The following is a 24,376-nucleotide window of genomic DNA, read 5'->3' as shown; positions in this document are numbered from 1 at the left end:
CCGTCGGGGTGTGGCCCCGGTGCGGACGGGAAATAACCCGGGTGACGAGACGGGGCGTGCCGTGCGACCATCATCGGGTCGGCGACGGGAATCTCCCGGAAGCCCCGGGCGTTGTCGCCAGTGACGGATCGTGGTTCGTGCCGTGATGCGTCGCCTTCGGTATCCCTATCGACGTAAGGACCCAATGACCTCCTCTTCTTCCCCTTCCCAGGCCGCACAGAGCGCCTTCGCGCAGAACAACCCCGAGAACCTTCGGGCCGATGCCCTGATGGAAGAGGACGTCGCCTGGAGCTTCGAGATCGACGGAGAGCGGGACGGCGACCAGTTCGACCGCTCCGACCGCGCGGCTCTGCGCCGCGTCGCGGGCCTCTCCACCGAACTCGAGGACGTCACCGAGGTCGAGTACCGACAGCTCCGCCTGGAGCGCGTCGTACTCGTCGGTGTCTGGACCACGGGAACCGTGCGGGACGCGGAGAACTCGCTGGCGGAGCTGGCCGCCCTCGCGGAGACCGCGGGCGCGCTCGTGCTCGACGGCGTGATCCAGCGTCGCGACAAGCCGGACGCGGCCACCTACATCGGCTCCGGCAAGGCCAACGAGCTGCGGGACGTCGTCCTCGAATCGGGCGCGGACACCGTCATCTGCGACGGTGAGCTGAGCCCCGGCCAGCTCATCCATCTCGAAGACGTCGTCAAGGTCAAGGTCATCGACCGTACGGCCTTGATCCTCGACATCTTCGCCCAGCACGCCAAGTCCCGCGAGGGCAAGGCACAGGTCGCGCTCGCGCAGATGCAGTACATGCTGCCGAGGCTCCGCGGCTGGGGTCAGTCGCTGTCCCGTCAGATGGGCGGCGGCAAGGGCGGCGGCCTCGCCACCCGTGGTCCCGGTGAGACGAAGATCGAGACGGACCGGCGGCGGATCCGCGAGAAGATGGCGAAGATGCGCCGGGAGATCGCGGAGATGAAGACCGGCCGCGAGATCAAGCGCCAGGAGCGCCGCCGGAACAAGGTGCCCTCGGTCGCCATCGCCGGCTACACCAACGCCGGCAAGTCCTCCCTGCTCAACCGCCTCACGGGCGCGGGCGTCCTGGTGGAGAACGCGCTGTTCGCGACCCTCGACCCGACCGTGCGCCGGGCCGAGACACCGAGCGGTCGGCTGTACACGCTGGCGGACACCGTCGGCTTCGTCCGTCACCTGCCGCACCACCTCGTCGAGGCGTTCCGCTCCACGATGGAGGAGGTCGGCGACGCCGACCTGATCCTGCACGTGGTCGACGGCTCGCACCCCGCCCCGGAGGAGCAGCTGGCCGCCGTGCGCGAGGTCATCCGTGACGTGGGCGCGACCAAGGTCCCCGAGATCGTGGTGATCAACAAGGCGGACGCGGCCGATCCGCTGACACTGCAGCGGCTGCTGCGGGTCGAGAAGCGCTCCATCGCGGTCTCCGCCCGTTCCGGCCAGGGCATCCAGGAACTGCTCGCCCTGATCGACAACGAGCTGCCGCGCCCCTCGGTCGAGATCGAGGCACTCGTGCCGTACACGCACGGCAAGCTCGTCGCCCGCACCCACACCGAGGGCGAGGTGATCTCCGAGGAGCACACCCCGGAGGGCACCCTGCTCAAGGCCCGGGTCCACGAGGAGCTGGCGGCCGACCTGGCGCCGTACGTTCCGGCGGCGACGGTCTGACGGTCCCACGGCCCGGGACCTGACGGCAGCGCGGGAACCCCCGGGTCACCCGCACGCGTGCACACCCAGAGGCCCGTCCCCTCCACCGAGGGAGCGGGCCTCCGGCATGCGTGTGTCGTGGTCGTACGACACACGCAGCCGCGCGTCAAGCCCCCAGGGGGACGGCAGAGGGCGCGTGGTCTGTCGATCCCACGCGCCCTCCGCCGTCGTCAGCGCCCGGCCGGCGTCACTGCGCGAACTTGTCGCTCACCGCCTGGTACACGCCCTCGGCCTCCTTGCCCAACCGCGGGCCCGCGAGCCAGCCGGCGCTCGCCGGGCCGATGGAGGTGTTGGACACCAGCGCGGGCCGACCGTCCGAACCGGTCGCCACCCAGCCACCGCCGGACGAGCCGCCGGTCATGGAGCAGCCGATGCGGTACATCGTCGGGTCGGACGCGACGAGCGAGAACCGTCCGGGCTTGTCCTGGCACTGGTACATCGTCTCGCCGTCGTACGGAGCTCCGGCCGGGTAGCCCGTCGCCGTGATGCTCTTCACCTGCGGCACGGCGGGCGCGTCGAAGTCCACCGGCAGCGCCGAACCGACCGTCTCCTCCAGCGACTTGCCCCCGCTGCCCCCCTCCGGCGTCACATGGATCACCGCGAAGTCGTACGGCGCTCCGTCACCGCCGGTCTGGCCGCCCTGCTCGATCCACTGGTCCGAGGTCTGTGCCCAGTCGCCCCACCAGACGCCGTACGGAGCGACCTCTTCCTTGGTGGCGGTCTTCAGGTCCGACGCCGACCTGCCACTGTCGTTGTACGAGGGTACGAAGGCGATGTTGCGGTACCAGCCGCCCGCCTTGCCGGCGTGCACGCAGTGGCCGGCCGTCCACACCATGTTGGACTTCCCCGGGTTGGCCGGGTCCTGCACCACGGTCGCGGAGCAGACCATGGTGCCCTCGGGCGCGTCGAAGAACACCTTGCCCGCCACGGGCACGTTCGCGTGGTACCTCGCCGACACCGCCGTGGCGTCGACGGCCCGCGGGGTCGGGTCGGTCACGCCCTGGTCACCGGTGAGGTCGCTCTCGTCGACCTCCTTCTCCGGCTCCTCGGCGTCCCGCATCCGGTCCGGGTCCCACAGGTCCTTGATGACCGGGTTGACGTAGTCCTCGGCCTCGCGCAGCCAGTCGTCCTTGTCCCAGTTCTTCCAGGCACCGCCCCGCCACTTGTCGAGGTCGATCCCGTGTTCCTTCAGCTTGTCCTTGATGTCGTCCGGAATACGGATCTTACCGTCGCCCGGGCTGCCGCTGTCCTGAGCGGACGCCGACGCGTCGGCGTTCGCCGTGGTGTCGCCCGAGCCGCAGGCGGTGGCGGTCAACGACAGAACCGTGGCAAGGCCGACCGCGGCCACCACCGGGGAGGTTCTGCGGCGCGTGCTCCTCCCACGACGGGCGGCGAAGAGCGGTCGTATGGGTCGCATGGTCTGAACTCCCCTGGGGCGGTTGAGAACTCTGTGCTGCCGAGGCGGGTCACGCACGGTCCCCCGCGCGCCCACCGCCTCCTTGTACGTAACCGACACGGCATCGCGCGGCTCCGTACCTCAGTTTCTTCGTACGCGGTCGTCTGCCTCGACCGTGGCCGTCCGGCACGGTCGCCGTACTCGGGAGACGTACCCGGCAGCCGTCTGCGCGGCCTGCCACGGATTCGCCGATCCGCGTCCTTCGGAACGGCACCACACCCTATGCGGTCGTTGTGAGGGACATCCGAGGGAAGGGCAACGGTTCCGTCACGGCAAGGATCTTCGTCCCACCCGCTTCCCCGTGCGAGTCCCGTCGTTGGAAGGTGCGGGGACCCGCCGGTGCTCGGTGACCCCTGCCAACTCGCCTTCGGACAGCGGGAGGAAGTGCAGTCGTGGCGGTGACCGAGTCTGCTGTGACGCCGACGGGCCACGAGCCCGGGCGAACACGTTCGGGACACGAGGACGAACGGGCCCGCACACGACGGGAAGACGACGGACCGGCCCGGGCGCACGAGAGGATCCTGCGGCGGCAGGCAGCCCGCGAGCCGGCGGCGCGCACCTATGCGCACACCCTGCCCCTCGTGCCCGTCCGCGCACGAGGGCTGACCATCGAAGGCGCCGACGGCCGCCGCTACCTCGACTGTCTGTCCGGCGCCGGCACCCTCGCCCTCGGCCACAACCATCCGGTCGTCCTCGAAGCCATCCGGAAGGTGCTCGACTCGGGCGCTCCCCTTCAGGTCCTCGACCTGGCCACTCCGGTGAAGGACGCCTTCGTCACCGAACTGTTCCGCACCCTTCCCCCAGGGCTCGCGGACCGCGCACGCGTCCAGTTCTGCGGACCCGCCGCCACGGACGCGGTCGAGGCGGCCTGCGCCCTGGTCCGTGCGGCGACCGGACGCACAGGGATGCTCGCCTTCACCGGCGCCTGCCACGGCACGACCACCGGGGCACTGGACGTGGCCGGAGGCTCCCAGGGCGCGCGGCTGACACGTCTGCCCTACCCGCAGGACTACCGCTGTCCCTTCGGCACGGGCGGCGAACGCGGCGCCGAACTCGCCGCCCGCGCGACCGAGTCGGTCCTCGACGACGTCAGGCACGGCGTACCCCGGCCGGCGGGCATGATCCTCGAACCGGTCCAGGGCGAGGGAGGAGTCGTTCCCGCCCCGGACGGCTGGTTCCGCCGCATGCGCGAGATCACCGCGGCCCGCTCGATCCCGCTGATCGCCGACGAGGTCCAGACGGGAGTGGGCCGCACCGGCCGGTTCTGGGCCGTCGAACACAGCGGCATCGTCCCCGACGTGATGGTCCTGTCCAAAGCCATCGGCGGCAGCCTCCCGCTCTCCGTCGTGGTCCACCGCGACGACCTCGACGTCTGGCAACCGGGCGCCCCCGCGGACACCTTCCGTGGCAACCAGCTGGCCATGGCCGCCGGTACCGCCACCCTCGCCCACGTCCGTGAGAACGGCCTCGCCGCACGTGCCGAGCTGCTGGGCACCCGAATGCTCACGCAACTCCGGGGCCTCGCGGATCATTTCGCCTGTGTCGGTGATGTGCGCGGCCGTGGGCTGATGCTCGGTATCGAGATGGTCATCCCCGGAGTGTGCTCTCCTCCCGAGGGCACGGGTCCGCCCCCGCCCGCCCCCAGCCTGGCCACCGCCGTCCAGCGTGCATGCCTCCGTCGCGGCCTGATCGTCGATCTGAGTGGCGGCCAGGCCGGCGTCGTCCGCCTCCTCCCACCCCTCACGATCACCGACGAGCAGGCGGAGGCCGTACTCGACCGCCTGACGGACGCGATCGCCTCGGTGGCCGCCACCGCCGACGAGCGCCATTCGGTGCGGCCGGTGCCCGAGCGTGCCGGAGGCCCGGGAGACCCGCCCGGCGGCTGAGCAGCGAGCCGACCCGCCATACCGCCCGGCGCGGCCTCCACCCCGTCCCCGGACCAGCCACGCACCCCGGGCACCGACCCATCCGGCCACCAGCCCACGACCGAGCCGGACATGTCCTCGAAGCACCGACACCCCGCCCCCTTCCGCAGCTCCACAACTCACAGCCCCACAGCCCCCGCACTTGCCCCGGCCACGCCGGACCGCGGGCACCCCGCGACTGCCCTCCGCACGAGCAACCCCAGGAACCGCCTTGAAGCCGCAGCCCGACCCCGAGGCCCACACTCACGATCACGACACGAAGGCATGCGCCTCCCTGTCCCCGAGCCGACCCGACGCCGAGCCATCGCCTGCCCACAGGGACATGAGGGTCGGCCAACTCGGGCCGCGGTTCGATCGGGTTGCGCCGCGTTCCGGCGTGCCCGCCACCCCTGTCCCGGAGCGCGCGCTCCTGGCCTCCGGCCCGACCACCCTGGCCCCGGGCTCTCCCGCCCCGGCCTCCGGCTCGACCGCCATCGGCCCCGACTCTCATGCCCTCGCCTCCGACCCGGCGGCCCCTGGGCGCGGCCCGGCCACCCCGACGCCCGGCCGGTCCGAGAGAGGGGCCGTCTCGGTCGTACAGAGGCCCATGCGGCCTGCGGCGGAGTCCCGTGACACCGAGCCATCGCCCGGTCAGGTCCTGCCGGTCCCTCGCCAAGCCGCACCCGCTCAGCCACCTGCCGAGCCAGGCCAAGAGCACCACCAGCCGGCCCTTGGCCACGCCGACAGGATCCGGATCGTCGAGCCGCCGCACGCCCCGTCCACCGACCCCCTGCACCACCCCGACCCGCACACCGCGGCCCAGGCGGCGGCGACCGAGAACCTGTTGCGCTGCTGGGTTCGCGAACACAACCTCACCTGCCCCCACGACGGCACCCTCCACATCCCCCTCCCCACTTCGGGCACAGCACTCCATGTCCCGGTGCACTACTGGTCCCTCACCGGCTGGCACCGCTTCGGCCCGCCGTACCTTGCCGGCACCCCCGAGAACACACCGCCTCTCGACGCGGCCGCGGTGGCGGCCCTGCTGGTGGGTGGACCGACCACGCGAGGTTCACGCCTGACGGGCACCCAGGCGCCGCGGCCCACCGCAACGCACGCCCCCACGCCCCTCACCACGAGCGCACCGGACCACCCCGAGCCGCTCGACCACCCCGACACGCTCGATCAGACCGACCCCTGCGATCTGATCGGACGGGTCGCCGACTCCGCCCGCCGCGTGGCCATGTTCCTCGCCGAGCGTCGGGCCGCGCCCGCCGACGGTCCGGACCGGTTCCGTGCCGCCGAGCAGGGGCTCCTCCTCGGTCACCCCCTGCACCCCACCCCCAAGAGCCGGGACGGTCTCTCGGAGATCGAGGCCCGGCTCTACTCACCGGAGTCGCGCGGCTCCTTTCCGCTGAACTGGCTGGCGGTCGCTCCCTCCGTCCTGTCCGCCGACTCGGCCTGGACCGAGCGCGGTCGTGTCGTCCCCGCCGACCAGCTGACCGCCCGGCTGGCCGGTCCGGGACTGCCGTTGCCGGAGGGCCACGGCGCCCTGCCCGTGCATCCCTGGCAACTCCGTGAAGTCCGACGCCGTACGGCCGTCGCCGCGCTGTTCGACGCCGGCCTGATCAGGGACCTGGGTCCGCACGGTGACCCGTGGCATCCAACCTCCTCCCTGCGTACCGTTCACCGGACCGACACCCCCGCGATGCTGAAGCTCTCGCTGGGCCTGTGCATCACCAACTCCCGTCGCGAGAACCTCCGCAAGGAACTCCACCGCGGTGTCGAGGTCCACCGCCTGCTCCGCTCCGGCCTGACCGCCCAGTGGCAGGCGGCCCACCCCTGCTTCGACATCGTTCGCGACCCGGCGTGGCTGGGGGTCACCACACCCGAGGGCGGCCCCCTGCCCGGTCTGGACGTGATCGTCCGGCACAACCCCTTCGGCGCGGCGGACGACGTGTCCTGCGTCGCGGGACTCGTCTCACCGAGGCCGTACGCCTCGGCTCATCCGACGCGGCCCGCCGACGGCGTCGTCCACCACGGAGTCGACGCCCCTGCTGATGTACACCTCCTCATGCGGTCACGACTCGCCGACGTCCTCACCCGTCTCACCGTGCGCACCGGCCGTCCCCGAGGAGCCGTCGCCGTCGAGTGGTTCCTGCGCTATCTGGAGCAGGTCGTGCGGCCCGTGCTGTGGCTGGACAGCGAGGCCGGGATCGCCCTCGAAGCGCACCAGCAGAACACGCTCGTCCTCCTTGACCCCGACGGCTGGCCCGTCGGGGGCCGGTACCGGGACAACCAGGGCTACTACTTCCGTGAGTCCCGCCGCGCGGATCTCGCAGCCCGACTGCCCGGCATCGGCGAGCGCAGTGACACCTTCGTCTCCGACGAGGTCGCAGACGAACGCTTCGCGTACTACCTCGGTATCAACAACGTGCTCGGCCTGATCGGTGCGTTCGGCTCGCAGGGCCTCGGCGACGAGCGACTCCTGCTGGCTGCCTTCCGCCGCTTCCTCACGCACATCGCCACCGGCCCTGCCCGGTTGAACACCAGCCTGCCGGCCCGGCTGCTCGACTCACCTGTCCTGCGCTGCAAGGCAAACCTCCTGACCCGTCTCCACGGCCTGGACGAACTCGTGGGCCCCGTCGACACCCAGTCCGTCTACGTCACGATCACCAACCCCCTCCACCGCTGACCGGCCCGGCCGCCGCACGGCCCGCTCGTCCGCGTCGATGCGCCTCCCTTCAGCCCCGAGGAACATGACCCACCCGATCTCCTGAGAGGAACGTCGCCGTGGCTCCCACAGACGCGAGCACCCACGCGAGCACCGGAGCGAGCATGCACACCGGCCCCGCCTCGACCCCGACGTGCAATGAGGACACGCTGGAACTGCGCCTGACCGACGACTTCCTGGCACTGCTGTCCGAGGACGGCGACGCACGCGTCGGGGAGACCGAGGCGGGCCAGCAAAGCTCGCCGGCCAAGGGCGAACTGCTCGACCACCTCGCCGACTGGGGGCCGGTCGTCACCCCGGCGGGCACTCTGCACCTCGTCCCCGTTCGCCTCGAACGGGAGCTACCGCTGATCTCCCACTGGATGAACGACTCGACCGTGGCCTCCTACTGGAAGCTGGCCGGACCCGAGGACGTGACCGCGGACCACCTGCGGACCCAGCTCGCCGGGGACGGCCGCAGCGTGCCCTGCCTCGGCGTGCTGGACGGCACCCCGATGAGCTACTGGGAGATCTACCGGGCGGACCTCGACCCCCTCGCCCGCCACTACCCCGCCCGTCCGCACGACACGGGAGTCCATCTCCTCATCGGCCCCGTGGCCGAGCGGGGGCGCGGTCTCGGCGCCATCCTGCTCCGCTCCGTCGCCGATCTCATCCTCGACAGAAGACCTTCCTGTGCCCGCGTCGTGGCGGAACCCGACCTTCGCAACTTTCCCTCCGTCTCCGCGTTCCTGAGCGCGGGATTCCGGTTCTCCGCGGAGGCCGACCTGCCCGACAAGCGGGCCGCCCTCATGATCAGAGACCGACTCCTGCGCGACTTGATGTAGATCCGACGGTCCGTCGTGGATCCGACCCGGGTCCGACGTGGATCCGCTGCGGTGCCGTCATTTTTGGTACACCGCCCGCGCCGGATCGGTTCCCGGTTCGCGCCGACGCGATTTCCGGCCCCCGGGGAATCCGCCCGCTCCGACGAAGAGAAGACGAAGAGAAACGCCCTTGAATCCGCCCCTCACGCCCCGTGACTCCGCCTTGATAACCCGTTTGTCAGTGGTGACCCGTAGGGTGGTCGCGCTATGACGAAGCCCTCACTCCACGAACTCCTGCACGCCGCCGTCGCCGCCGTCGGCGGTACGGAGCGCCCCGGCCAGGTGACCATGGCCGAAGCCGTCGCGGAGGCGATCGACGACGGCTCCCATCTGCTGGTCCAGGCGGGCACCGGCACCGGAAAGTCGCTCGGCTACCTGGTGCCCGCGCTCGCCCAGGGGGAGCGCGTCGTCGTCGCGACGGCGACCTTGGCCCTGCAGCGCCAGCTCGTGGAGCGGGACCTGCCGAGAACGGTCGACGCGCTGCATCCGCTGCTGCGCCGCCGCCCCGAGTTCGCCATGCTCAAGGGTCGGTCGAACTACCTCTGCCTGCACCGCCTGCACGAAGGCGTGCCGCAGGACGAGGAGGAGGGCCTCTTCGACCAGTTCGAGGCGGCCGCGCCCTCCAGCAAGCTGGGCCAGGACCTGCTGCGGCTGCGGGACTGGTCCCAGGAGACCGAGACGGGCGATCGGGACGACCTCACCCCGGGTGTCTCCGACCGGGCATGGTCACAGATCTCGGTGTCGTCCCGGGAGTGCCTGGGCGCATCGAAGTGCGCGTACGGCGCCGAGTGCTTCGCCGAGATGGCCCGGGAGCGGGCCAAGCTCGCCGAAGTGGTCGTCACCAACCACGCGCTGCTCGCGATCGACGCCATCGAGGGCGCGCCGGTGCTTCCGCAGCACGAGGTGCTGATCGTGGACGAGGCGCATGAACTCGTGTCGCGCGTGACGGGTGTGGCGACCGGCGAGCTCACGCCGGGCCAGGTCAACCGCGCGGTGAAGCGGGCGGCGAAGCTGGTGAACGAGAAGGCCGCCGACCAGCTCCTGACCGCTGCCGAGGGGTTCGAGCGGGTCATGGAGCTGGCCCTGCCGGGCCGTCTGGAGGAGGTCCCCGAGGATCTCGCCTACGTGCTGATGGCGCTGCGGGACGCCGCCCGTACGGTGATCTCGGCGATCGGCAGCACGCGGGACAAGTCTGTCCAGGACGAGGACGCCGTGCGCAAGCAGGCGCTGGCGGCCGTGGAGAGTGTGCACGACGTGGCGGAGCGGATCAGCAACGGCTCCGAGTGGGACGTCGTCTGGTACGAACGCCATGACCGGTTCGGCGCGTCCCTGCGTGTCGCCCCGATGTCCGTGTCGGGACTTCTGCGGGAGAAGCTCTTCGCGGACCGGTCGGTCACCCTGACCTCGGCCACGCTCAAGCTGGGCGGCGACTTCAACGGCGTGGGCGCGTCCCTGGGGCTGGCGCCGGAGGGCACCGAAGGGGACGACCTCCCGCAGTGGAAGGGCGTGGACGTCGGATCGCCGTTCGACTACCCGCGGCAGGGCATTCTCTACGTCGCCAAGCATCTGTCGCGGCCCGCGCGGGACGGCGACCGGGCGGACATGCTGGACGAGCTGACGGAGCTGATCCAGGCGGCGGGCGGTCGGACCCTCGGTCTGTTCTCGTCGATGCGGGCCGCCCAGCTGGCCGCGGAGGAGCTGCGGGTCCGGATCCCGGAGTACCCGATCCTGCTCCAGGGTGAGGAGACCCTCGGCGAGCTGATCAAGGGCTTCGCGGCCGACCCGAGAACCTGCCTCTTCGGCACGCTGTCGCTCTGGCAGGGCGTGGACGTGCCCGGCCCCAGCTGCCAGCTGGTCGTCATGGACAAGATCCCGTTCCCGCGCCCCGACGATCCTCTGATGAGCGCCCGGCAGAAGGCCGTCGAGGAGGCGGGCGGCAATGGCTTCATGGCCGTCGCCGCCACCCACGCGGCCCTGCTGATGGCCCAGGGCGCCGGCCGCCTCGTACGGGCGCAAGGCGACCGTGGTGTGGTCGCCGTCCTGGATCAGCGGCTGGCGACCGCGCGGTACGGCAGCTATCTGAAGGCATCCCTGCCCGACTTCTGGTACACGACGGACCGCAACCAGGTCCGCAGGTCGCTCGCCGCGATCGACAGCGCGGCGAAGGACAAGGCGGAAGACAAGGCGGAAGACAAGGCGGAAGACAGGGCAGAAGAGGCGGAAGCCGAGACGGCGGAAGCGTGACCAACGGCCGGCGGCCCGACCCGAACCATCGGGTCGGGCCGCCGGCCGTTCCGCGCACGGTGTCGGGCCCGCAGCATGCATGCTCTCGGCGGGTCCTGGACAGCCCAGGACCCCGGAACCGGCGCAGTGGATTCCGGGGCCCGGATCAGGGGCGGGGACGGGCACGGGCCGTCCGCCGCGGTGGGTCAGACGCGGCGCAGAACGGCCACCACCTTGCCGAGGATGGTCGCGTCGTCACCCGGGATGGGCTCGTAGGCGGCGTTGTGCGGGAGCAGCCAGACGTGGCCGTCCTCGCGCTTGAAGCGCTTGACCGTGGCCTCGCCGTCCAGCATGGCGGCCACGATGTCGCCGTTCTCGGCGACGGGCTGACGGCGGACCGTCACCCAGTCCCCGTCACAGATGGCGGCCTCGATCATGGAGTCGCCCACGACCTTGAGGACGAAGAGCTCGCCGTCACCCACCAGCTGGCGGGGCAGCGGGAACACGTCCTCGACGGACTCCTCGGCGAGGATCGGGCCACCGGCGGCGATCCGGCCCACGAGCGGCACGTACGAGGCGGCCGGCTTGCCCGCGGTGTCCGTCGGCTGGGCCGAGGCCTGGTCGGAGCCGCGGACCTCGTACGCACGCGGGCGGTGCGGGTCGCGCCGCAGGAAGCCCTTGCGCTCCAGCGCCATCAGCTGGTGTGCCACGGAGGACGTGCTGGACAGGCCGACCGCCTGGCCGATCTCGCGCATCGACGGCGGGTATCCACGCCGCTGCACCGAGTCCCTGATCACCTCGATGACCCGGCGCTGCCGATCGGTGAGCCCGGAGCTGTCCGCCCTGATGCCTGGAGGTCGGCCGGGCAGGGCTCGCTTGGGCCCTTCATGGTTCGTGGATTCGTTCATCGCATGCACCGGCTCGAGTCGGCTCTGGGAGCGGTCCTGGGCAGTGATGGTGGCACTGTCAGCGGTGGTGGTCACGTCGGCCCCTCTCGATGGTCTCCCGTGCAGCACAACGGTAGTTGCTTTCGAAAGGTTGCGCCAAACACACGTTCGAGTGAAAAACCGTGGATTACCTGACGTGGCCATCTTTGGGGGTGTAGGGCCTGCGGCTGGAGCGGACAAAAGCACTGATTGCTGTACTCTTCACCGCCGGGGCGACGGGCCTTGTGGGCCGCTGTCGCCGCGTGGCCCAGTCTGCCACCCGGTGGTCCACCGGCCGAGTACCGACCCCTTCTTCTCCGGCCTACCGCCGCCGCCCCGTCCGCTCCGCGACCGTGCGGCTGCGCTCCGCGACGGAGCCTCCGTGCGGCGTCCCGCCCCTGTGCGGGCGACACGCGCGTCGTAGGTGGATTTACGTGCCTAGCCCTACATGTAGTGCTTGGATTGCCGCAACAGCCCAGAAGTTGTGGTCCCCCGGGTCCTAGGGCTCTTGGTCATCCCCTATGCTGGGTCTGCTTCCGCGGGGCCCAAGAGGCGTGTGGGGGCTATCGAGTCGTGCTGTGAGGAGGGTTGGAGTTATGCACTGTCCCTTCTGCAGGCACCCCGACAGCCGTGTCGTCGACAGTCGTACGACGGACGACGGCACGTCGATCCGCAGGCGCCGTCAGTGTCCCGACTGCTCCCGCCGTTTCACGACGGTGGAGACGTGTTCGCTGATGGTGGTCAAGCGGTCCGGCGTGACCGAGCCCTTCAGTCGCACGAAGGTCATCAACGGCGTTCGCAAGGCGTGCCAGGGGAGGCCCGTCACCGAGGACGCGCTCGCCCAGCTGGGGCAGCGGGTCGAGGAGGCGGTGCGGGCGACCGGGAGCGCCGAACTGACCACCCATGACGTGGGGCTGGCCATACTCGGCCCGTTGCAGGAGCTGGACCTCGTCGCCTACTTGCGGTTCGCCTCGGTCTACCGGGCGTTCGACTCGCTGGAGGACTTCGAGGCCGCCATCGGGGAACTCAGGAACGAGCAGCACAGGCACCCCGGCGCGGACGACGAGGACGTCGAGAACGCGGCCGAGGAGTGCCCGAGGAGCGACCGCGGGTCCGGAGGGGCTGCGCAGGTCCCCGTGCCCGCCCACGCCGCCGACTGACGGCGGGCCGCACCGCCGGACCGAGGGTCCGGACGATCGGCGGCGATCCAGGCCTGTCGTGAACGGCTGTCCAGCCGGGTCGCGACACAAGACAGAACACCGTGTCACGGGAACAACGTGACACTTCAGGGCGTTTACGCCCGTACAGGGAGGCGGCATGACAGAGACGGCGAGCGGTCCGGCACGGAGTTCCCGCGCCAAGGGCACCAAGGCGAGCAAGGGCCTGCGTATCGAGCGCATCCACACCACTCCCGGCGTGCACCCGTACGACGAGGTGATCTGGGAGCGGCGTGACGTCGTCATGACCAACTGGCGCGACGGCTCGGTCAACTTCGAGCAGCGTGGCGTCGAGTTCCCCGACTTCTGGTCGGTGAACGCGGTCAACATCGTCACCAGCAAGTACTTCCGCGGTGCCGTGGGCACCCCGCAGCGCGAGACCGGCCTGAAGCAGCTGATCGACCGCATCGTGAAGACCTACACGAAGGCCGGTGAGGACAACAGGTACTTCGCCTCGCCCGCCGACGCCGAGATCTTCGAGCACGAACTGGCGTACGCCCTCCTGCACCAGGTCTTCAGCTTCAACAGCCCCGTCTGGTTCAACGTGGGCACCCCGCAGCCTCAGCAGGTCTCCGCCTGCTTCATCCTGTCCGTCGACGACTCCATGGAGTCGATCCTCGACTGGTACAAGGAAGAGGGCATGATCTTCAAGGGCGGCTCCGGCGCCGGCCTGAACCTCTCCCGCATCCGCTCCTCCAAGGAGCTGCTCTCCTCCGGCGGCAACGCCTCCGGTCCGGTCTCCTTCATGCGGGGCGCCGACGCCTCCGCCGGAACGATCAAGTCGGGCGGCGCCACCCGCCGCGCGGCCAAGATGGTCGTCCTCGACGTGGACCACCCGGATGTCGAGGACTTCATCGCCACCAAGGTGAAGGAAGAGGAGAAGATCCGCGCCCTGCGCGACGCGGGCTTCGACATGGACCTGGGCGGCGACGACATCACGTCCGTCCAGTACCAGAACGCCAACAACTCGGTCCGCGTGAACGACGAGTTCATGACGGCCGTGGAGAACGGCACCGAGTTCGGCCTGCGCGCCCGTATGACCGGCGAGGTCATCGAGAAGGTCGACGCCAAGGCGCTGTTCCGCAAGCTGGCCGAGGCCGCGTGGGCCTGTGCCGACCCGGGCATCCAGTACGACGGTGTGATCAACAACTGGCACACCTGCCCCGAGTCCGGCCGCATCACCGCGTCCAACCCGTGCAGCGAGTACATGCACCTGGACAACACGTCCTGCAACCTCGCCTCGCTGAACCTGATGAAGTTCCTCAAGGACGACGGCCTCGGCCGCCAGTCCTTCGAGGTCGAGCGCTTCGCCAAGGTCGTCGAGCTCGTCATCACCGCGATGGACATCTCCATCTGCTTCGCCGACTTCCCGACCCAGAAGATCGGCGAGAACACCCGCGCCTTCCGTCAGCTCGGCATCGGTTACGCCAACCTCGGCGCCCTGCTCATGGCGACGGGTCACGCGTACGACTCCGAAGGCGGCCGCGCCCTCGCCGGCGCCATCACCTCCCTGATGACCGGCACCGCGTACAAGCGTTCGGCGGAACTCGCCGCGGTCGTCGGCCCGTACGACGGCTACGCCCGGAACGCCGACGCCCACAACCGCGTCATGAAGCAGCACTCCGACGCCAACGGCACGGCCGTGCGCATGGACGACCTGGACAGCCCGGTCTGGGCCGCCGCCACCGAGGCATGGCAGGACGTCCTGCGCCTCGGTGAGAAGAACGGCTTCCGCAACTCGCAGGCCTCCGTGCTCGCGCCCACCGGCACGATCGGGCTGGCCATGTCCTGCGACACCACCGGTGTCGAGCCGGACCTGGCGCTGGTCAAGTTCAAGAAGCTGGTCGGCGGCGGCTCGATGCAGATCGTCAACGGCACGGTCCCGCAGGCCCTGCGCCGCCTGGGCTACCAGGAGGAGCAGATCGAGGCGATCGTCGCCCACATCGCCGACCACGGCAATGTGATCGACGCCCCGGGCCTCAAGCAGGAGCACTACGAGGTCTTCGACTGCGCCATGGGCGAGCGCGCCATCTCCCCGATGGGCCACGTCCGCATGATGGCCGCGATCCAGCCGTGGATCTCCGGCGCCATCTCCAAGACGGTCAACATGCCGGAGACGGCGACCGTCGAGGAGGTCGAGGAGATCTACTTCGAGGCCTGGAAGCTGGGCGTCAAGGCGCTCGCGATCTACCGCGACAACTGCAAGGTCGGCCAGCCGCTCTCCGCCAAGACCAAGGAGTCGGAGAAGGCCGAGATCACCGAGAAGGCCGAGGAGACGATCCGGGCCACGGTCGAGAAGGTCGTCGAGTACCGCCCGGTTCGCAAGCGTCTCCCGAAGGGCCGCCCCGGCATCACCACGTCCTTCACCGTCGGCGGTGCCGAGGGCTACATGATCGCCAACTCCTACCCGGACGACGGCCTGGGCGAGGTCTTCCTGAAGATGTCCAAGCAGGGCTCGACCCTCGCGGGCATGATGGACGCCTTCTCGATCGCCGTCTCGGTCGGTCTGCAGTACGGCGTGCCGCTGGAGACGTACGTCTCGAAGTTCACCAACATGCGCTTCGAGCCGGCCGGTATGACGGACGACCCGGACGTGCGGATGGCGGCGTCGATCGTCGACTACATCTTCCGCCGCCTGGCGCTGGACTTCCTGCCCTTCGAGACGCGCTCCGCACTCGGGATCCACTCCGCCGACGAGCGTCAGCGTCACCTGGAGACCGGTTCGTACGAGCCGATCCTGGACGACGTGGAGGTGGACGTCGAGGGTCTGTCCCAGTCGGCGCCGCGACAGTCCCTGAAGGCAGTCTCCGCTCCGAAGGCCGACGAGGAGGGCGCCAAGCCCGCCCCGAAGCAGGCCCACACCAGCGCCGAGCTGGTGGAGATGCAGCTGGGCATCCAGGCCGACGCCCCGCTGTGCTTCTCCTGCGGTACGAAGATGCAGCGCGCCGGCTCCTGCTACATCTGCGAGGGCTGCGGCTCGACGAGCGGCTGCAGCTGATCTGAGCGCCTCCGGGCGCGAACCGGCACGTCAGGGCGGTGGAGTCGAAGTCCGGCTCCACCGCCCTCGGCGTGTTCGCACCCCTACGGAAGGGGCCGTGGGTCAGGACCGGGGCGGACGGCCCATGACGCGGGCGAAGGCCGCCGGGTCCTCGTCGTATCCGGTGATGCCCGGGTGGAAGGTCCACTCACCGGACGGGTCGCGGACGAACACGGCGACGGTCGCCGCGGTGGAGCCGGGGACGGTGCCGAAGTCGTCCTCCGCGAGGACTGTGTAGCCCTCGCGGATGCGCAGGCCGGGGTTGCGGACACCGGCGAAGGTCTTCGTGCCGGATCCCTGCTGTATGGCGACACCGATGACGACCCGCCCGTAGCGGCCGTCGAGGCGGTTCAGCTCCACCGTCATCATCTCGTCCCAGCCGAAGCCCTGACCGTTCTTGCTGTCGCGGTTCAGGGTGATGGTGCCGTCGGGCGAGCGGCTGTCGAAGTGGACGACATAGGCGGGATCGCCACTCGGATCGGCCGCGGTGTAGGTCGCCGCGATGATGTCGAGGTCCGTCGGCGGCTGTCCGGTGGGGCTCGGGTCCCACTTCAGCGACACCTCGACCTTGCGGATGCCCTTGTTGAGGCCGTTCAACAGAACTCTCCTCCCCGTCCTTCTGTGCGTGCGGGCCGAACTGCCTGGCGGTCCAGGCCAGTTGTCCATCCTCGCACGCGCGCCGGGGCGCTCGCCCGGGTGCAACCGGCCGGAGAGTGACCGCCGCCACGTTCCGTGGCCTTACCATGGCGCCGTGCTGGTCAAGTGGATTCGCTGCACCGTGGTGGACCGCCGTGGGTTCGAGCGGGGGCAGCGAAAGTGGGCGGGGCTTCCGGGGGAGCCGGGTTTCCGGGGACAGGGTGGGGGTTGGAGCCGGGCTCGGCCCGGCGTGGCGCACATCTTCTCGTTCTGGGAGAGCCGCGCCTTCTACGACTCCTTCATGGCACGCTCCCACGACCGGCTCGCCGCGTCGCAGTCCGGCACGTTCAAGGACCTGCAGGTCAAGCTCTTCGACCACCGCTTCGACGTGAAGACCGGTTTCGAGCCCCGCTTCACCGACGCCGATGTGGTGCGGGTGGCGCACTGCCGTGTCCACGAGGAACGCGCCGAGCACTTCACCCTCATGCAGGAGAAGGTCTGGAACCCGGCGATGGCCGGCTCTCCGGGGATGGTGCGCGGGCTGTTCGGCGAGGCGCCGGGCCATGAGTTCGTGATCCTCTCCATGTGGCGGTCGGCCGCCGAACACGGCAAGTACCGCGCCGAACGCATCGAGCGCCTCGCCCTGCGGGCCCAGCTGGAGGCCGACGTCGCGGCCCTGGCGGGCGACATCGTGGAACTGGAGCCGAGCTGGACGGTGTGATCGCCGGACGGTCCGGTGGTCGCACGCGCCCGGCGCCGGGCATCGGACCTGTGCGTTCGGCGGGTGGGACCTGTGTGACCTACGCCGTATGCCACCCGGAGAAGTGCCCGATCCGGCCTCGTCCCCTTTAGGGTCTTGGCATGGCACGACCACGGCGCATCATCCTTGTCCGACACGGCGAGTCAACGGGCAATGTTGATGACACCGTGTACGAGCGCGAGCCCGACCACGCTCTCGCGCTCACCGATCTGGGCTGGCAGCAGGCGGAGGAGACGGGAAAACGCATCCGCGACGTCCTCGGCCCCGAGCGCGTCAGCGTCTACGTCTCCCCGTACCGCCGTACCCACGAGACGTTCCAGGCGTTCCGCCTGGACCCCGAACAGGTGCGGGTGCGCGAGGAGCCCCGGCTGCGCGAACAGGACTGGGGCAACTGGCAGGACCCCGACGACGTACGGCTCCAGAAGGCGTACCGGGACGCGTACGGGCACTTCTTCTACCGCTTTGCGCAGGGTGAGTCCGGCGCGGACGTGTACGACCGGGTCGGCGGCTTCCTGGAGAGCCTGTTCCGCAGCTTCGAGGACCCCGACCACCCCCCGAACGTCCTGCTGGTCACCCACGGGCTCGCCATGCGGCTGTTCTGCATGCGCTGGTTCCACTGGACGGTGGCGGAGTTCGAGTCGCTGTCGAATCCCGGGAACGCGGAGGTGCGGATGCTCGTTCTCGGAGAGGACGGCAAGTACACCCTCGACCGGCCGTTCGACCGCTGGCGGGACCCGGAGTCGTACGGGGCCACCGGATAGAGTGGCAGGGCGATGACCGCTGACTCCTCTTCCGACGGCCGCCTGGAGCGCGCCCTGTCCAGCCTGCGCGGACTCGCCGTGGGGGACGCGCTGGGCTCGCAGTACTTCGTGCCGGTGAACTATCCGCTGCTCAAGCGCCGAGAGGTCCCGTCCGGGCCCTGGCAGTGGACCGACGACACCGAGATGGCCTGTTCCGTGGTCGCCGTCCTGGCGGCGCACCGCCGGATCGACCAGGACGAGCTGGCCCGCTCCTTCGCCCTGCACCACGACTTCGACCGGGGCTACGGGCCGGCGGTCAACCGCCTGCTGCGCCTGGTGCGGGAAGGCGGCGACTGGCGGGAACTGGCCTCCGCGCTCTTCAACGGCCAGGGGTCCTGGGGCAACGGCGCGGCCATGCGGATCGCCCCTCTGGGCGCCTGGTACGCGGACGACCCCGAGCAGGCCACCCACCAGGCGGAGATCTCGGCCTACCCCACGCACCAGCACCGTGAGGCCGTCGTCGGCGCCATGGCGGTCGCCGCTGCCGCCGCCCTCGCGGCCGACCCGGCCGGACCTCCGAGCGCGGGCGCGCTACTCGACGGCGTGATCGCGCTGGTCCCGAAGAGTGCCGTCGGCGCGGGGCTGCGCCGTGCCCGGGACATGCTCGACTACGCCGACGCGGACACCGTGGCCGCGGTACTGGGCTGTGGGCGGCGTACGACCGCGCACGACACCGTGCCGTTCGCGCTCTGGTCGGCGGCCCGTGCCCTCGGTGACTACGAGCAGGGTTTCTGGACGACGGCCCAGGTGGGCGGCGATGTCGACACGACGTGCGCCATCGTCGGTGGAGTCGTCGCCTCCGGAAAGGCCGGGACGCCCCCCGAGTCCTGGGTGGAGCAGACCGAGTCGTTCCCGGAGTGGCTGCGGGTGGGTTAGCGGCCGTCAGGGGCCGGGCCGTCCGTATCTCGTCCCCGTACCTGGTCTCCGTACCTCGTCTGTCTCAACCGTCCCGACTGTCACAGGAGTGCCACAGTGCGTTCCCCGGTCGGCCCTGGGTGCGCTCCTGCGGCATAGCCTGTCCGCCACGCCGCCTGTTGATCATGGCACGTCGCGGCGACGAGGTACCGGCCGCGCGGCTTCTGCCGTGGCCATGCGCCGTCCACGGGTGCGAGGGGGCCGGTCGGGGGAGGGGGTCCCATGTCCGAGACACCGTCGGTACCAGCCGGGCCGGAGCCGGAAGGCACGGCGGCCGGGCCGGAGCCGGAAGGCACGGCGGCCAGGGCGCGTGCCGCGAGCGGGGAGAGCCGCTCCGGGCCGGAAGGGCAGGGAGCCGCCCCGCCGCGGGACGGGACCGGCGGGCCCGCGCGGGTCCGGACATCCGCTCCGCCCCAGGTGCCCAAGGCGATCGACCTCAGCCCCGGGGTACCCGCGCCCATCGGCACCACGCCCCTGTGGGCGGCCCTGGCCACCGGCGTCCTCAGCATGCTGCTGCTGGACGAGGGCCTGGCGGTGAACATACTCGTCGTCGCCGTGCCCGCCACGATCGCCGTGTACGCCGCCGGGCGGCGAGCGGGCCGGCGCCCCCGGCCTTGGGCGCTGGTCTGGGGCGCGGCCGGGGCCGCCCTGCTGACCGTGCCCGCGCTGCGCGCCGCCGAATGGCCTTCGTTTCTCGCCGTCGTCACCGCGCTCGCGGTGGGCTCGCTCGCCCTGCACGGCGGCCGTACCTGGCCCGCCGTCCTGCTGGGCCCGATCGGGGTGTTCACCTCGCTGGTCACCGGCCCGGCCTGGGCCTGGCAGGGAGTGCGCGAGCGGGTGGGCGGGGACCGTGGCCGTCTGGCTCCCGTGTTCCGGGCGGTCGTCGTGGCAGCGGTCCTGCTCTTCGTCTTCGGCGCCCTGTTCGCCGGGGCCGACGCGGCCTTCGCCGATCTGCTCGGCGCCCTGGTGCCCGACGTCTCGGTGTCCGACGGGCCCTGGCAGATCCTGCTCCTCGCGCTGGGCCTGTTCGGGACCCTCGCGGCGGCCCACACGGCGGCGGCGCCGACCCGCTGGGACCGCGTGCGGGTGCCGGCGGGACGCGCGCGCGGGCGCGTGGAGTGGGCGCTGCCCCTGGTCGGGCTCGTCGCGCTCTTCGCCGTCTTCAACGCCGTCCAGCTGGCCGTGCTCTTCGGCGGCTACGACGCCGTCCTGAAGGAGACCGGCCTCACCTACGCCGAGTACGCGCGCCAGGGGTTCTGGCAGTTGCTCATGGCCACGCTGCTCACCCTGCTGGTCATCGTGATCGCCCTGCGCTGGGCGCCCCGCACGCGTCCGAGCGACCGGACGCTCGTGCACGGGGTGCTGGGAACCCTGTGCGCGCTGGCGCTCGTGGTCGTGGCCTCCGCCGTACGCCGTATGGACATGTACGTGGACGCCTACGGACTCACGCGGCTGCGAATCTCGGTGCTGGCCATGGAACTCTGGCTCGGCCTGGTCATCGTGCTCATCATGGCCGCCGGGGTGTGGGGCGCCCGCCGGCTCCCGCGCGCCGTCGCTGCCGGAGCGGTCGCCGCGGTGCTGGTCTTCGGGCTCGCGTCGCCCGACGCGCTCATCGCCGGGCGCAACGTCGACCGGTACGAGACGACCGGCCGCTTCGACCTCCCCTACGCCAGAGGGCTGTCCGCCGACGCGGTGCCCGCCCTGGACCGGCTGGAGGAACCCATGAGGTCGTGCGCCCTGCGGGACATCAAGGAGGAGCTGGACGAGCGGCAGCACATCCCCTGGTACGCCACGAGCCGGGGCGAGGCCGAGGCGAGGCGGATTCTGGAAGAGCGGCCGCTCGTGCCGGGGGCGAGCGGGCCGGCGTGCGGCGAGTCGGAATGGGAATCGGAATCGGAATCGGAGTTCTACCGCTGAGAGGTGCTGGTGCGCTCGCGCCCGCCCGGGCCCAGGCTCGCTGTGCTCGGCGCCCATGCTCCCTGTGCTCGGCCTGCCGGGAGTGGTCCGGCAGACCGAGCGCCGATCGGGTGCCCGCCCGGTCAGCCTCCGGCGGCGGGTCCGGCCGTGCCGGAGAGGGCCTCCAGGTCGCTCTTGCGGACCCTGATCACGAAGACGGCTGTGACCAGGGCCAGTACGGCCATCGCGACAGCCGGGACGAACGCCGTCGAGATGCCCTGCGCGAGCACCTCATGACTCCAGGGCGCGGGGAGCTGCTGGGTCCTGGCGAACTCGGCCTTCTGTTCGGCGGTGGCCTGCGCCATGAAGAGCTGCACCTGCTTCTCCGCCTCGTCACGGCTGGCCGTACCGAAGACCGTGGTGAGGATGGAGAGGCCGAGCGAGCCGCCCACCTGCTGGGTGACGTTGAGCAGGCCGGAGGCGGCACCCGCTTCGTGCGGGGCGACCCCGGAGACCGCGGTCAGGGTGAGCGTCACGAAGTTGAGCCCCATGCCGAAGCCGAACATGACCATCGGGCCGAGCACCCCGCCGAGGTACGAGCTGTCGGGGCTGATCATGGTCTGCCAGCCCAGGCCCAGAACGACCATCGTGGAACCGGCCATCATGAACGGCTTGGGTCCGAGCACGGGCAGGAACCGCTGGGACAGTCCGGCGCCCGTGACGATCGCGACGGTCACCGGGAGGAAGGCCAGGCCGGCCTCGATCGGCGTGTACTGCAGGACGTTCTGCACGAACAGCACGATGAAGAAGAACATCCCGAACATCGCGGCCGCGAGGCTCAGCATGATCACGTAGGTGCCCGAGCGGTTGCGGTCGGTGAACATCTTCAGCGGGGTGATCGGTTCCCTGGCGCGCCGTTCGATGAGGCCGAACATCAGCAGCAGGACCGTGGCCGCCGTGAAGGACCCGATGGTCAGGCTGTCGCGCCAGCCTTCCTCCGCCGCGCGGATGAAGCCGTAGACCAGCGAGGCCATACCGGCCGTCGAGGTGAGGGCGCCCGCGACGTCGAACCGTCCCGGGTGCCGTTCGGACTCGCTGATGTACATCGGGGCGAGGACGGCGATCAGTACGCCGATGGGTACGTTGACGAAGAGCACCCATCGCCAGTCGAGCCACTCGGTGAGCATGCCGCCCGCGAGCAGACCGATGGCTCCGCCGCCCGCGGAGACCGCGGCGAAGACGCCGAACGCCCGGTTCCGCTCGGGGCCTTCGGGGAACGTCGTGGTGATGAGCGCCAGCGAGGTCGGTGACGCGATCGCCCCGCCGACGCCCTGGAGGGCGCGTGCCGCCAGCAGCTGCCAGGGCTCCTGGGCGAGTCCGCCGAGCAGTGAGGCGAGCGTGAAGACGAGGATTCCGGTCATGAACACACGGCGGCGGCCGAGGATGTCACCGGCCCGGCCGCCGAGGAGCAGCAGGCCGCCGAAGGTCAGTGTGTAGGCGCTGACCACCCATGTCAGGTCGGTGGTGCTGAACTTGAGCGCGTCTTGAATGTGCGGGAGTGCGATGTTCACAATCGTCGCGTCGAGTACCACCATGAGTTGGCAGGCCGCGATGACGGTGAGCGCGATGCCGGGACGCCCCTCCCGGCGGGCGGCTCCCGGCTTCTGATCCTGAATCAACGGAGAGGTTGTCACTATGGGTCCCCCACAACTGCCTTAGTGAACGCTTGCGTTCACTGACGCGTCCACGGTAGTGAGTCCCCCTTAGTGAACGCAAGCGTTCATTGAAGCCGCTGTCGTGGAGGCGTCGCGCCCTCGTTTCCGCTCCCCGCATCCCCACCCCCTCGGCTCAACGGAGAAACACAGATGGTCACTTCGCGCTGGACGGCCGCTCCCGCTCAGACGGCCTCCCCGCGTCGGCGCGGCGCCGTACTGGAGCGCGCGATCCTCGATGCCGCGCTCGAACAGCTCAGTACGGTCGGCTGGAGCGGCCTCACCATGGAGGGAGTGGCGGCGGGCGCCCAGACGGGCAAGGCGGCCGTCTACCGGCGCTGGCCCTCCAAGGAGGACCTCGTGGCCGACGCGCTCCGGGCCGGACTGCCCCGCTTCGAGGAGTCGCCGGACCTCGGGAGCGTGCGCGAGGATCTGCTGGAGCTGTGCCGTCAGGCGCGCGCGGCGATGTTCTCCCGGCCCGGCTTCGCCTTGCGTTCGGTCATTCACGAATGCGACAACCTCCAAGCCGAACGCTTCCACGGCGTGATCATCGGTGGCGTCGTGGAGCCTACGGTCAGGCTGTTGAGAGAGGTCGTCGAGCGGGGAATCCGGCGCGGCGAAGTGCGTCCCGACGCGGCGAACAGCTACGTCTTCGACGCGATCCCGGCCATGATGATGTACCGCTCGAAGGTGTGCGGGAGCGAATGGAGCGAGCGGGACATCGAGGAACTGATCGACCAGCTGATGGTGCCGCTGCTACGGCGACGGGGTGTTTGAGCCGGGGCGCCGACAGGGGTGAGGCGGACCCGGGAAACCTGGGTGTCGGGGAGGGGCGCGGGCGGCGTAGGCTAAGGGCGCCATGCCGTACGAACCACCTACCCACACCGTCGAGCGCTCTCTGCGTGCCACGACCGGAGCGAAGATCGTCGCCGGTGTCGACGAGGTGGGGCGCGGAGCGTGGGCCGGTCCCGTCACCGTCTGCGCGGCGGTCACCGGACTGCGCCGACCGCCCGAGGGCCTCACCGACTCCAAGCTGCTGACGATCAAGCGACGCGAGTCGCTCTCCGAGGAACTGCTGAAGTGGGTGACCTCGCACGCCCTCGGTCACGCCTCTCCGGAGGAGATCGACGACCTGGGTATGACGGCCGCTCTGCGGCTGGCGGCGGTACGGGCCCTGGAAGCCCTTCCCGTACGGCCCGACGCGGTCATCCTCGACGGCAAGCACGACTACCTGGGCTCGCCCTGGCGGGTCCGCACGGTGATCAAGGGTGACCAGTCCTGTGTCGCCGTGGCGGCCGCCTCGGTGATCGCCAAGGTTCAGCGCGACAAAATGATGGCCGAACTGGGTGTCGACCATGCAGACTTCGGTTTCGCGGCCAACGCCGGGTATCCGTCGCCTGTCCACAAGGCCGCGCTGGCGGAGCGGGGCCCCACCCCGTACCACCGACTGTCGTGGGCGTATCTTGATGCGCTGCCCCGGTGGCGGCACCTCAAGAAGGCCCGCAACTGGGCGGACGGAAACGTTCCGGAGATCGAGGGCCAGCTCGGCTTCGATTTCTGACCGATCTGTTCGCACT

Annotated in this window: 17 protein-coding genes; 13 read left to right on the top strand and 4 right to left on the bottom strand. The window is 70.5% G+C overall.

The window, feature by feature from the left end; genetic code table 11:
- The first annotated feature begins 184 nt into the window (after positions 1 to 184).
- Complete coding sequence (hflX, locus tag SCAB_RS11665; protein WP_013000272.1) at positions 185 to 1,681, top strand: GTPase HflX; 1,497 nt, start codon at positions 185 to 187, stop codon at positions 1,679 to 1,681.
- A 226-nt stretch (positions 1,682 to 1,907) separates the two neighbouring features.
- Here the strand turns inward: hflX and SCAB_RS11660 are convergent, their stop codons facing one another.
- Positions 1,908 to 3,137, bottom strand: a complete 1,230-nt coding sequence (locus SCAB_RS11660) for a trypsin-like serine peptidase (protein WP_173402864.1) — start codon at positions 3,135 to 3,137, stop codon at positions 1,908 to 1,910.
- 431 nt (positions 3,138 to 3,568) lie between these two features.
- Here SCAB_RS11660 and SCAB_RS11655 point away from each other — a divergent pair, with 431 nt between their 5' ends.
- From SCAB_RS11655 to SCAB_RS11640, 4 genes are all read left to right on the top strand, one after another.
- Complete coding sequence (locus tag SCAB_RS11655) at positions 3,569 to 5,062, top strand: diaminobutyrate--2-oxoglutarate transaminase family protein (protein ID WP_041669096.1); 1,494 nt, start codon at positions 3,569 to 3,571, stop codon at positions 5,060 to 5,062.
- 625 nt (positions 5,063 to 5,687) lie between these two features.
- On the top strand, positions 5,688 to 7,775 hold the full coding sequence (locus SCAB_RS11650; RefSeq protein WP_013000269.1) for an IucA/IucC family protein: 2,088 nt from the start codon (positions 5,688 to 5,690) through the stop codon (positions 7,773 to 7,775).
- A 98-nt stretch (positions 7,776 to 7,873) separates the two neighbouring features.
- On the top strand, positions 7,874 to 8,638 hold the full coding sequence (locus SCAB_RS11645; protein ID WP_041669091.1) for a GNAT family N-acetyltransferase: 765 nt from the start codon (positions 7,874 to 7,876) through the stop codon (positions 8,636 to 8,638).
- Positions 8,639 to 8,884: 246 nt separating this feature from the next.
- Positions 8,885 to 10,921: an ATP-dependent DNA helicase gene (locus SCAB_RS11640; RefSeq protein WP_013000267.1), complete on the top strand. Its 2,037-nt coding sequence runs from the start codon at positions 8,885 to 8,887 to the stop codon at positions 10,919 to 10,921.
- A 185-nt stretch (positions 10,922 to 11,106) separates the two neighbouring features.
- On the opposite strand, the gene lexA is transcribed toward SCAB_RS11640, so the two are convergent.
- Positions 11,107 to 11,883: a transcriptional repressor LexA gene (lexA, locus tag SCAB_RS11635; protein ID WP_013000266.1), complete on the bottom strand. Its 777-nt coding sequence runs from the start codon at positions 11,881 to 11,883 to the stop codon at positions 11,107 to 11,109.
- A gap of 539 nt (positions 11,884 to 12,422) precedes the next feature.
- Here lexA and nrdR point away from each other — a divergent pair.
- Both nrdR and SCAB_RS11625 read left to right on the top strand, forming a co-directional pair.
- Positions 12,423 to 12,986 carry a transcriptional regulator NrdR gene (gene nrdR / locus SCAB_RS11630; protein ID WP_013000265.1) on the top strand — a complete coding sequence of 188 codons (564 nt, stop codon included), beginning with the start codon at positions 12,423 to 12,425 and terminating at the stop codon, positions 12,984 to 12,986.
- Positions 12,987 to 13,143: 157 nt separating this feature from the next.
- Positions 13,144 to 16,041 (top strand): vitamin B12-dependent ribonucleotide reductase, encoded by a 2,898-nt coding sequence (locus tag SCAB_RS11625; protein ID WP_013000264.1) that lies wholly within the window; start codon positions 13,144 to 13,146, stop codon positions 16,039 to 16,041.
- Positions 16,042 to 16,143: 102 nt separating this feature from the next.
- On the opposite strand, the gene SCAB_RS11620 is transcribed toward SCAB_RS11625, so the two are convergent.
- On the bottom strand, positions 16,144 to 16,677 hold the full coding sequence (locus SCAB_RS11620; protein WP_013000263.1) for a TerD family protein: 534 nt from the start codon (positions 16,675 to 16,677) through the stop codon (positions 16,144 to 16,146).
- A 154-nt stretch (positions 16,678 to 16,831) separates the two neighbouring features.
- Between SCAB_RS11620 and SCAB_RS11615 the strand changes: the two genes are divergently transcribed.
- The 4 genes from SCAB_RS11615 (at position 16,832) to SCAB_RS11600 (ending at position 21,108) form a co-directional block, all read left to right on the top strand.
- Positions 16,832 to 17,437 carry a YdbC family protein gene (locus SCAB_RS11615; RefSeq protein WP_037723996.1) on the top strand — a complete coding sequence of 202 codons (606 nt, stop codon included), beginning with the start codon at positions 16,832 to 16,834 and terminating at the stop codon, positions 17,435 to 17,437.
- A 140-nt stretch (positions 17,438 to 17,577) separates the two neighbouring features.
- Positions 17,578 to 18,237: a histidine phosphatase family protein gene (locus tag SCAB_RS11610; RefSeq protein ID WP_041669088.1), complete on the top strand. Its 660-nt coding sequence runs from the start codon at positions 17,578 to 17,580 to the stop codon at positions 18,235 to 18,237.
- Between the two features lie 12 nt (positions 18,238 to 18,249).
- The gene (locus SCAB_RS11605; protein ID WP_013000260.1) at positions 18,250 to 19,152 is read left to right on the top strand and encodes an ADP-ribosylglycohydrolase family protein; all 903 of its coding nucleotides are present in this window, start codon (positions 18,250 to 18,252) and stop codon (positions 19,150 to 19,152) included.
- A 261-nt stretch (positions 19,153 to 19,413) separates the two neighbouring features.
- Positions 19,414 to 21,108, top strand: coding sequence for a DUF4153 domain-containing protein (locus SCAB_RS11600; RefSeq protein ID WP_231884977.1), 1,695 nt, complete (start codon positions 19,414 to 19,416; stop codon positions 21,106 to 21,108).
- 122 nt (positions 21,109 to 21,230) lie between these two features.
- Here the strand turns inward: SCAB_RS11600 and SCAB_RS11595 are convergent, their stop codons facing one another.
- The gene (locus SCAB_RS11595) at positions 21,231 to 22,781 is read right to left on the bottom strand and encodes an MFS transporter (RefSeq protein ID WP_013000258.1); all 1,551 of its coding nucleotides are present in this window, start codon (positions 22,779 to 22,781) and stop codon (positions 21,231 to 21,233) included.
- 171 nt (positions 22,782 to 22,952) lie between these two features.
- On the opposite strand from SCAB_RS11595, the gene SCAB_RS11590 reads away from it, so the two are divergent.
- Together SCAB_RS11590 and SCAB_RS11585 are read left to right on the top strand one after the other, a co-directional pair.
- On the top strand, positions 22,953 to 23,576 hold the full coding sequence (locus SCAB_RS11590; RefSeq protein ID WP_013000257.1) for a TetR/AcrR family transcriptional regulator: 624 nt from the start codon (positions 22,953 to 22,955) through the stop codon (positions 23,574 to 23,576).
- Positions 23,577 to 23,658: 82 nt separating this feature from the next.
- Complete coding sequence (locus SCAB_RS11585) at positions 23,659 to 24,360, top strand: ribonuclease HII (RefSeq protein WP_013000256.1); 702 nt, start codon at positions 23,659 to 23,661, stop codon at positions 24,358 to 24,360.
- Positions 24,361 to 24,376 lie beyond the last annotated feature (16 nt).

Origin of the sequence: Streptomyces scabiei 87.22 (assembly GCF_000091305.1) — a bacterium.
Lineage (GTDB): Bacteria > Actinomycetota > Actinomycetes > Streptomycetales > Streptomycetaceae > Streptomyces > Streptomyces scabiei.
This window is presented reverse-complemented; position numbering and strand designations above follow the sequence as displayed.

Coding starts and splice junctions, on each gene's coding strand:
- hflX (WP_013000272.1), top strand. CDS start 185: ATGACCTCCTCTTCTTCCCCTTCCCAGGCCGCACAGAGCGCCTTCGCG.
- SCAB_RS11660 (WP_173402864.1), bottom strand. CDS start 3,137: ATGCGACCCATACGACCGCTCTTCGCCGCCCGTCGTGGGAGGAGCACG.
- SCAB_RS11650 (WP_013000269.1), top strand. CDS start 5,688: ATGCGGCCTGCGGCGGAGTCCCGTGACACCGAGCCATCGCCCGGTCAG.
- SCAB_RS11640 (WP_013000267.1), top strand. CDS start 8,885: ATGACGAAGCCCTCACTCCACGAACTCCTGCACGCCGCCGTCGCCGCC.
- nrdR (WP_013000265.1), top strand. CDS start 12,423: ATGCACTGTCCCTTCTGCAGGCACCCCGACAGCCGTGTCGTCGACAGT.
- SCAB_RS11625 (WP_013000264.1), top strand. CDS start 13,144: ATGACAGAGACGGCGAGCGGTCCGGCACGGAGTTCCCGCGCCAAGGGC.
- SCAB_RS11610 (WP_041669088.1), top strand. CDS start 17,578: ATGGCACGACCACGGCGCATCATCCTTGTCCGACACGGCGAGTCAACG.
- SCAB_RS11605 (WP_013000260.1), top strand. CDS start 18,250: ATGACCGCTGACTCCTCTTCCGACGGCCGCCTGGAGCGCGCCCTGTCC.
- SCAB_RS11600 (WP_231884977.1), top strand. CDS start 19,414: ATGTCCGAGACACCGTCGGTACCAGCCGGGCCGGAGCCGGAAGGCACG.
- SCAB_RS11590 (WP_013000257.1), top strand. CDS start 22,953: ATGGTCACTTCGCGCTGGACGGCCGCTCCCGCTCAGACGGCCTCCCCG.
- SCAB_RS11585 (WP_013000256.1), top strand. CDS start 23,659: ATGCCGTACGAACCACCTACCCACACCGTCGAGCGCTCTCTGCGTGCC.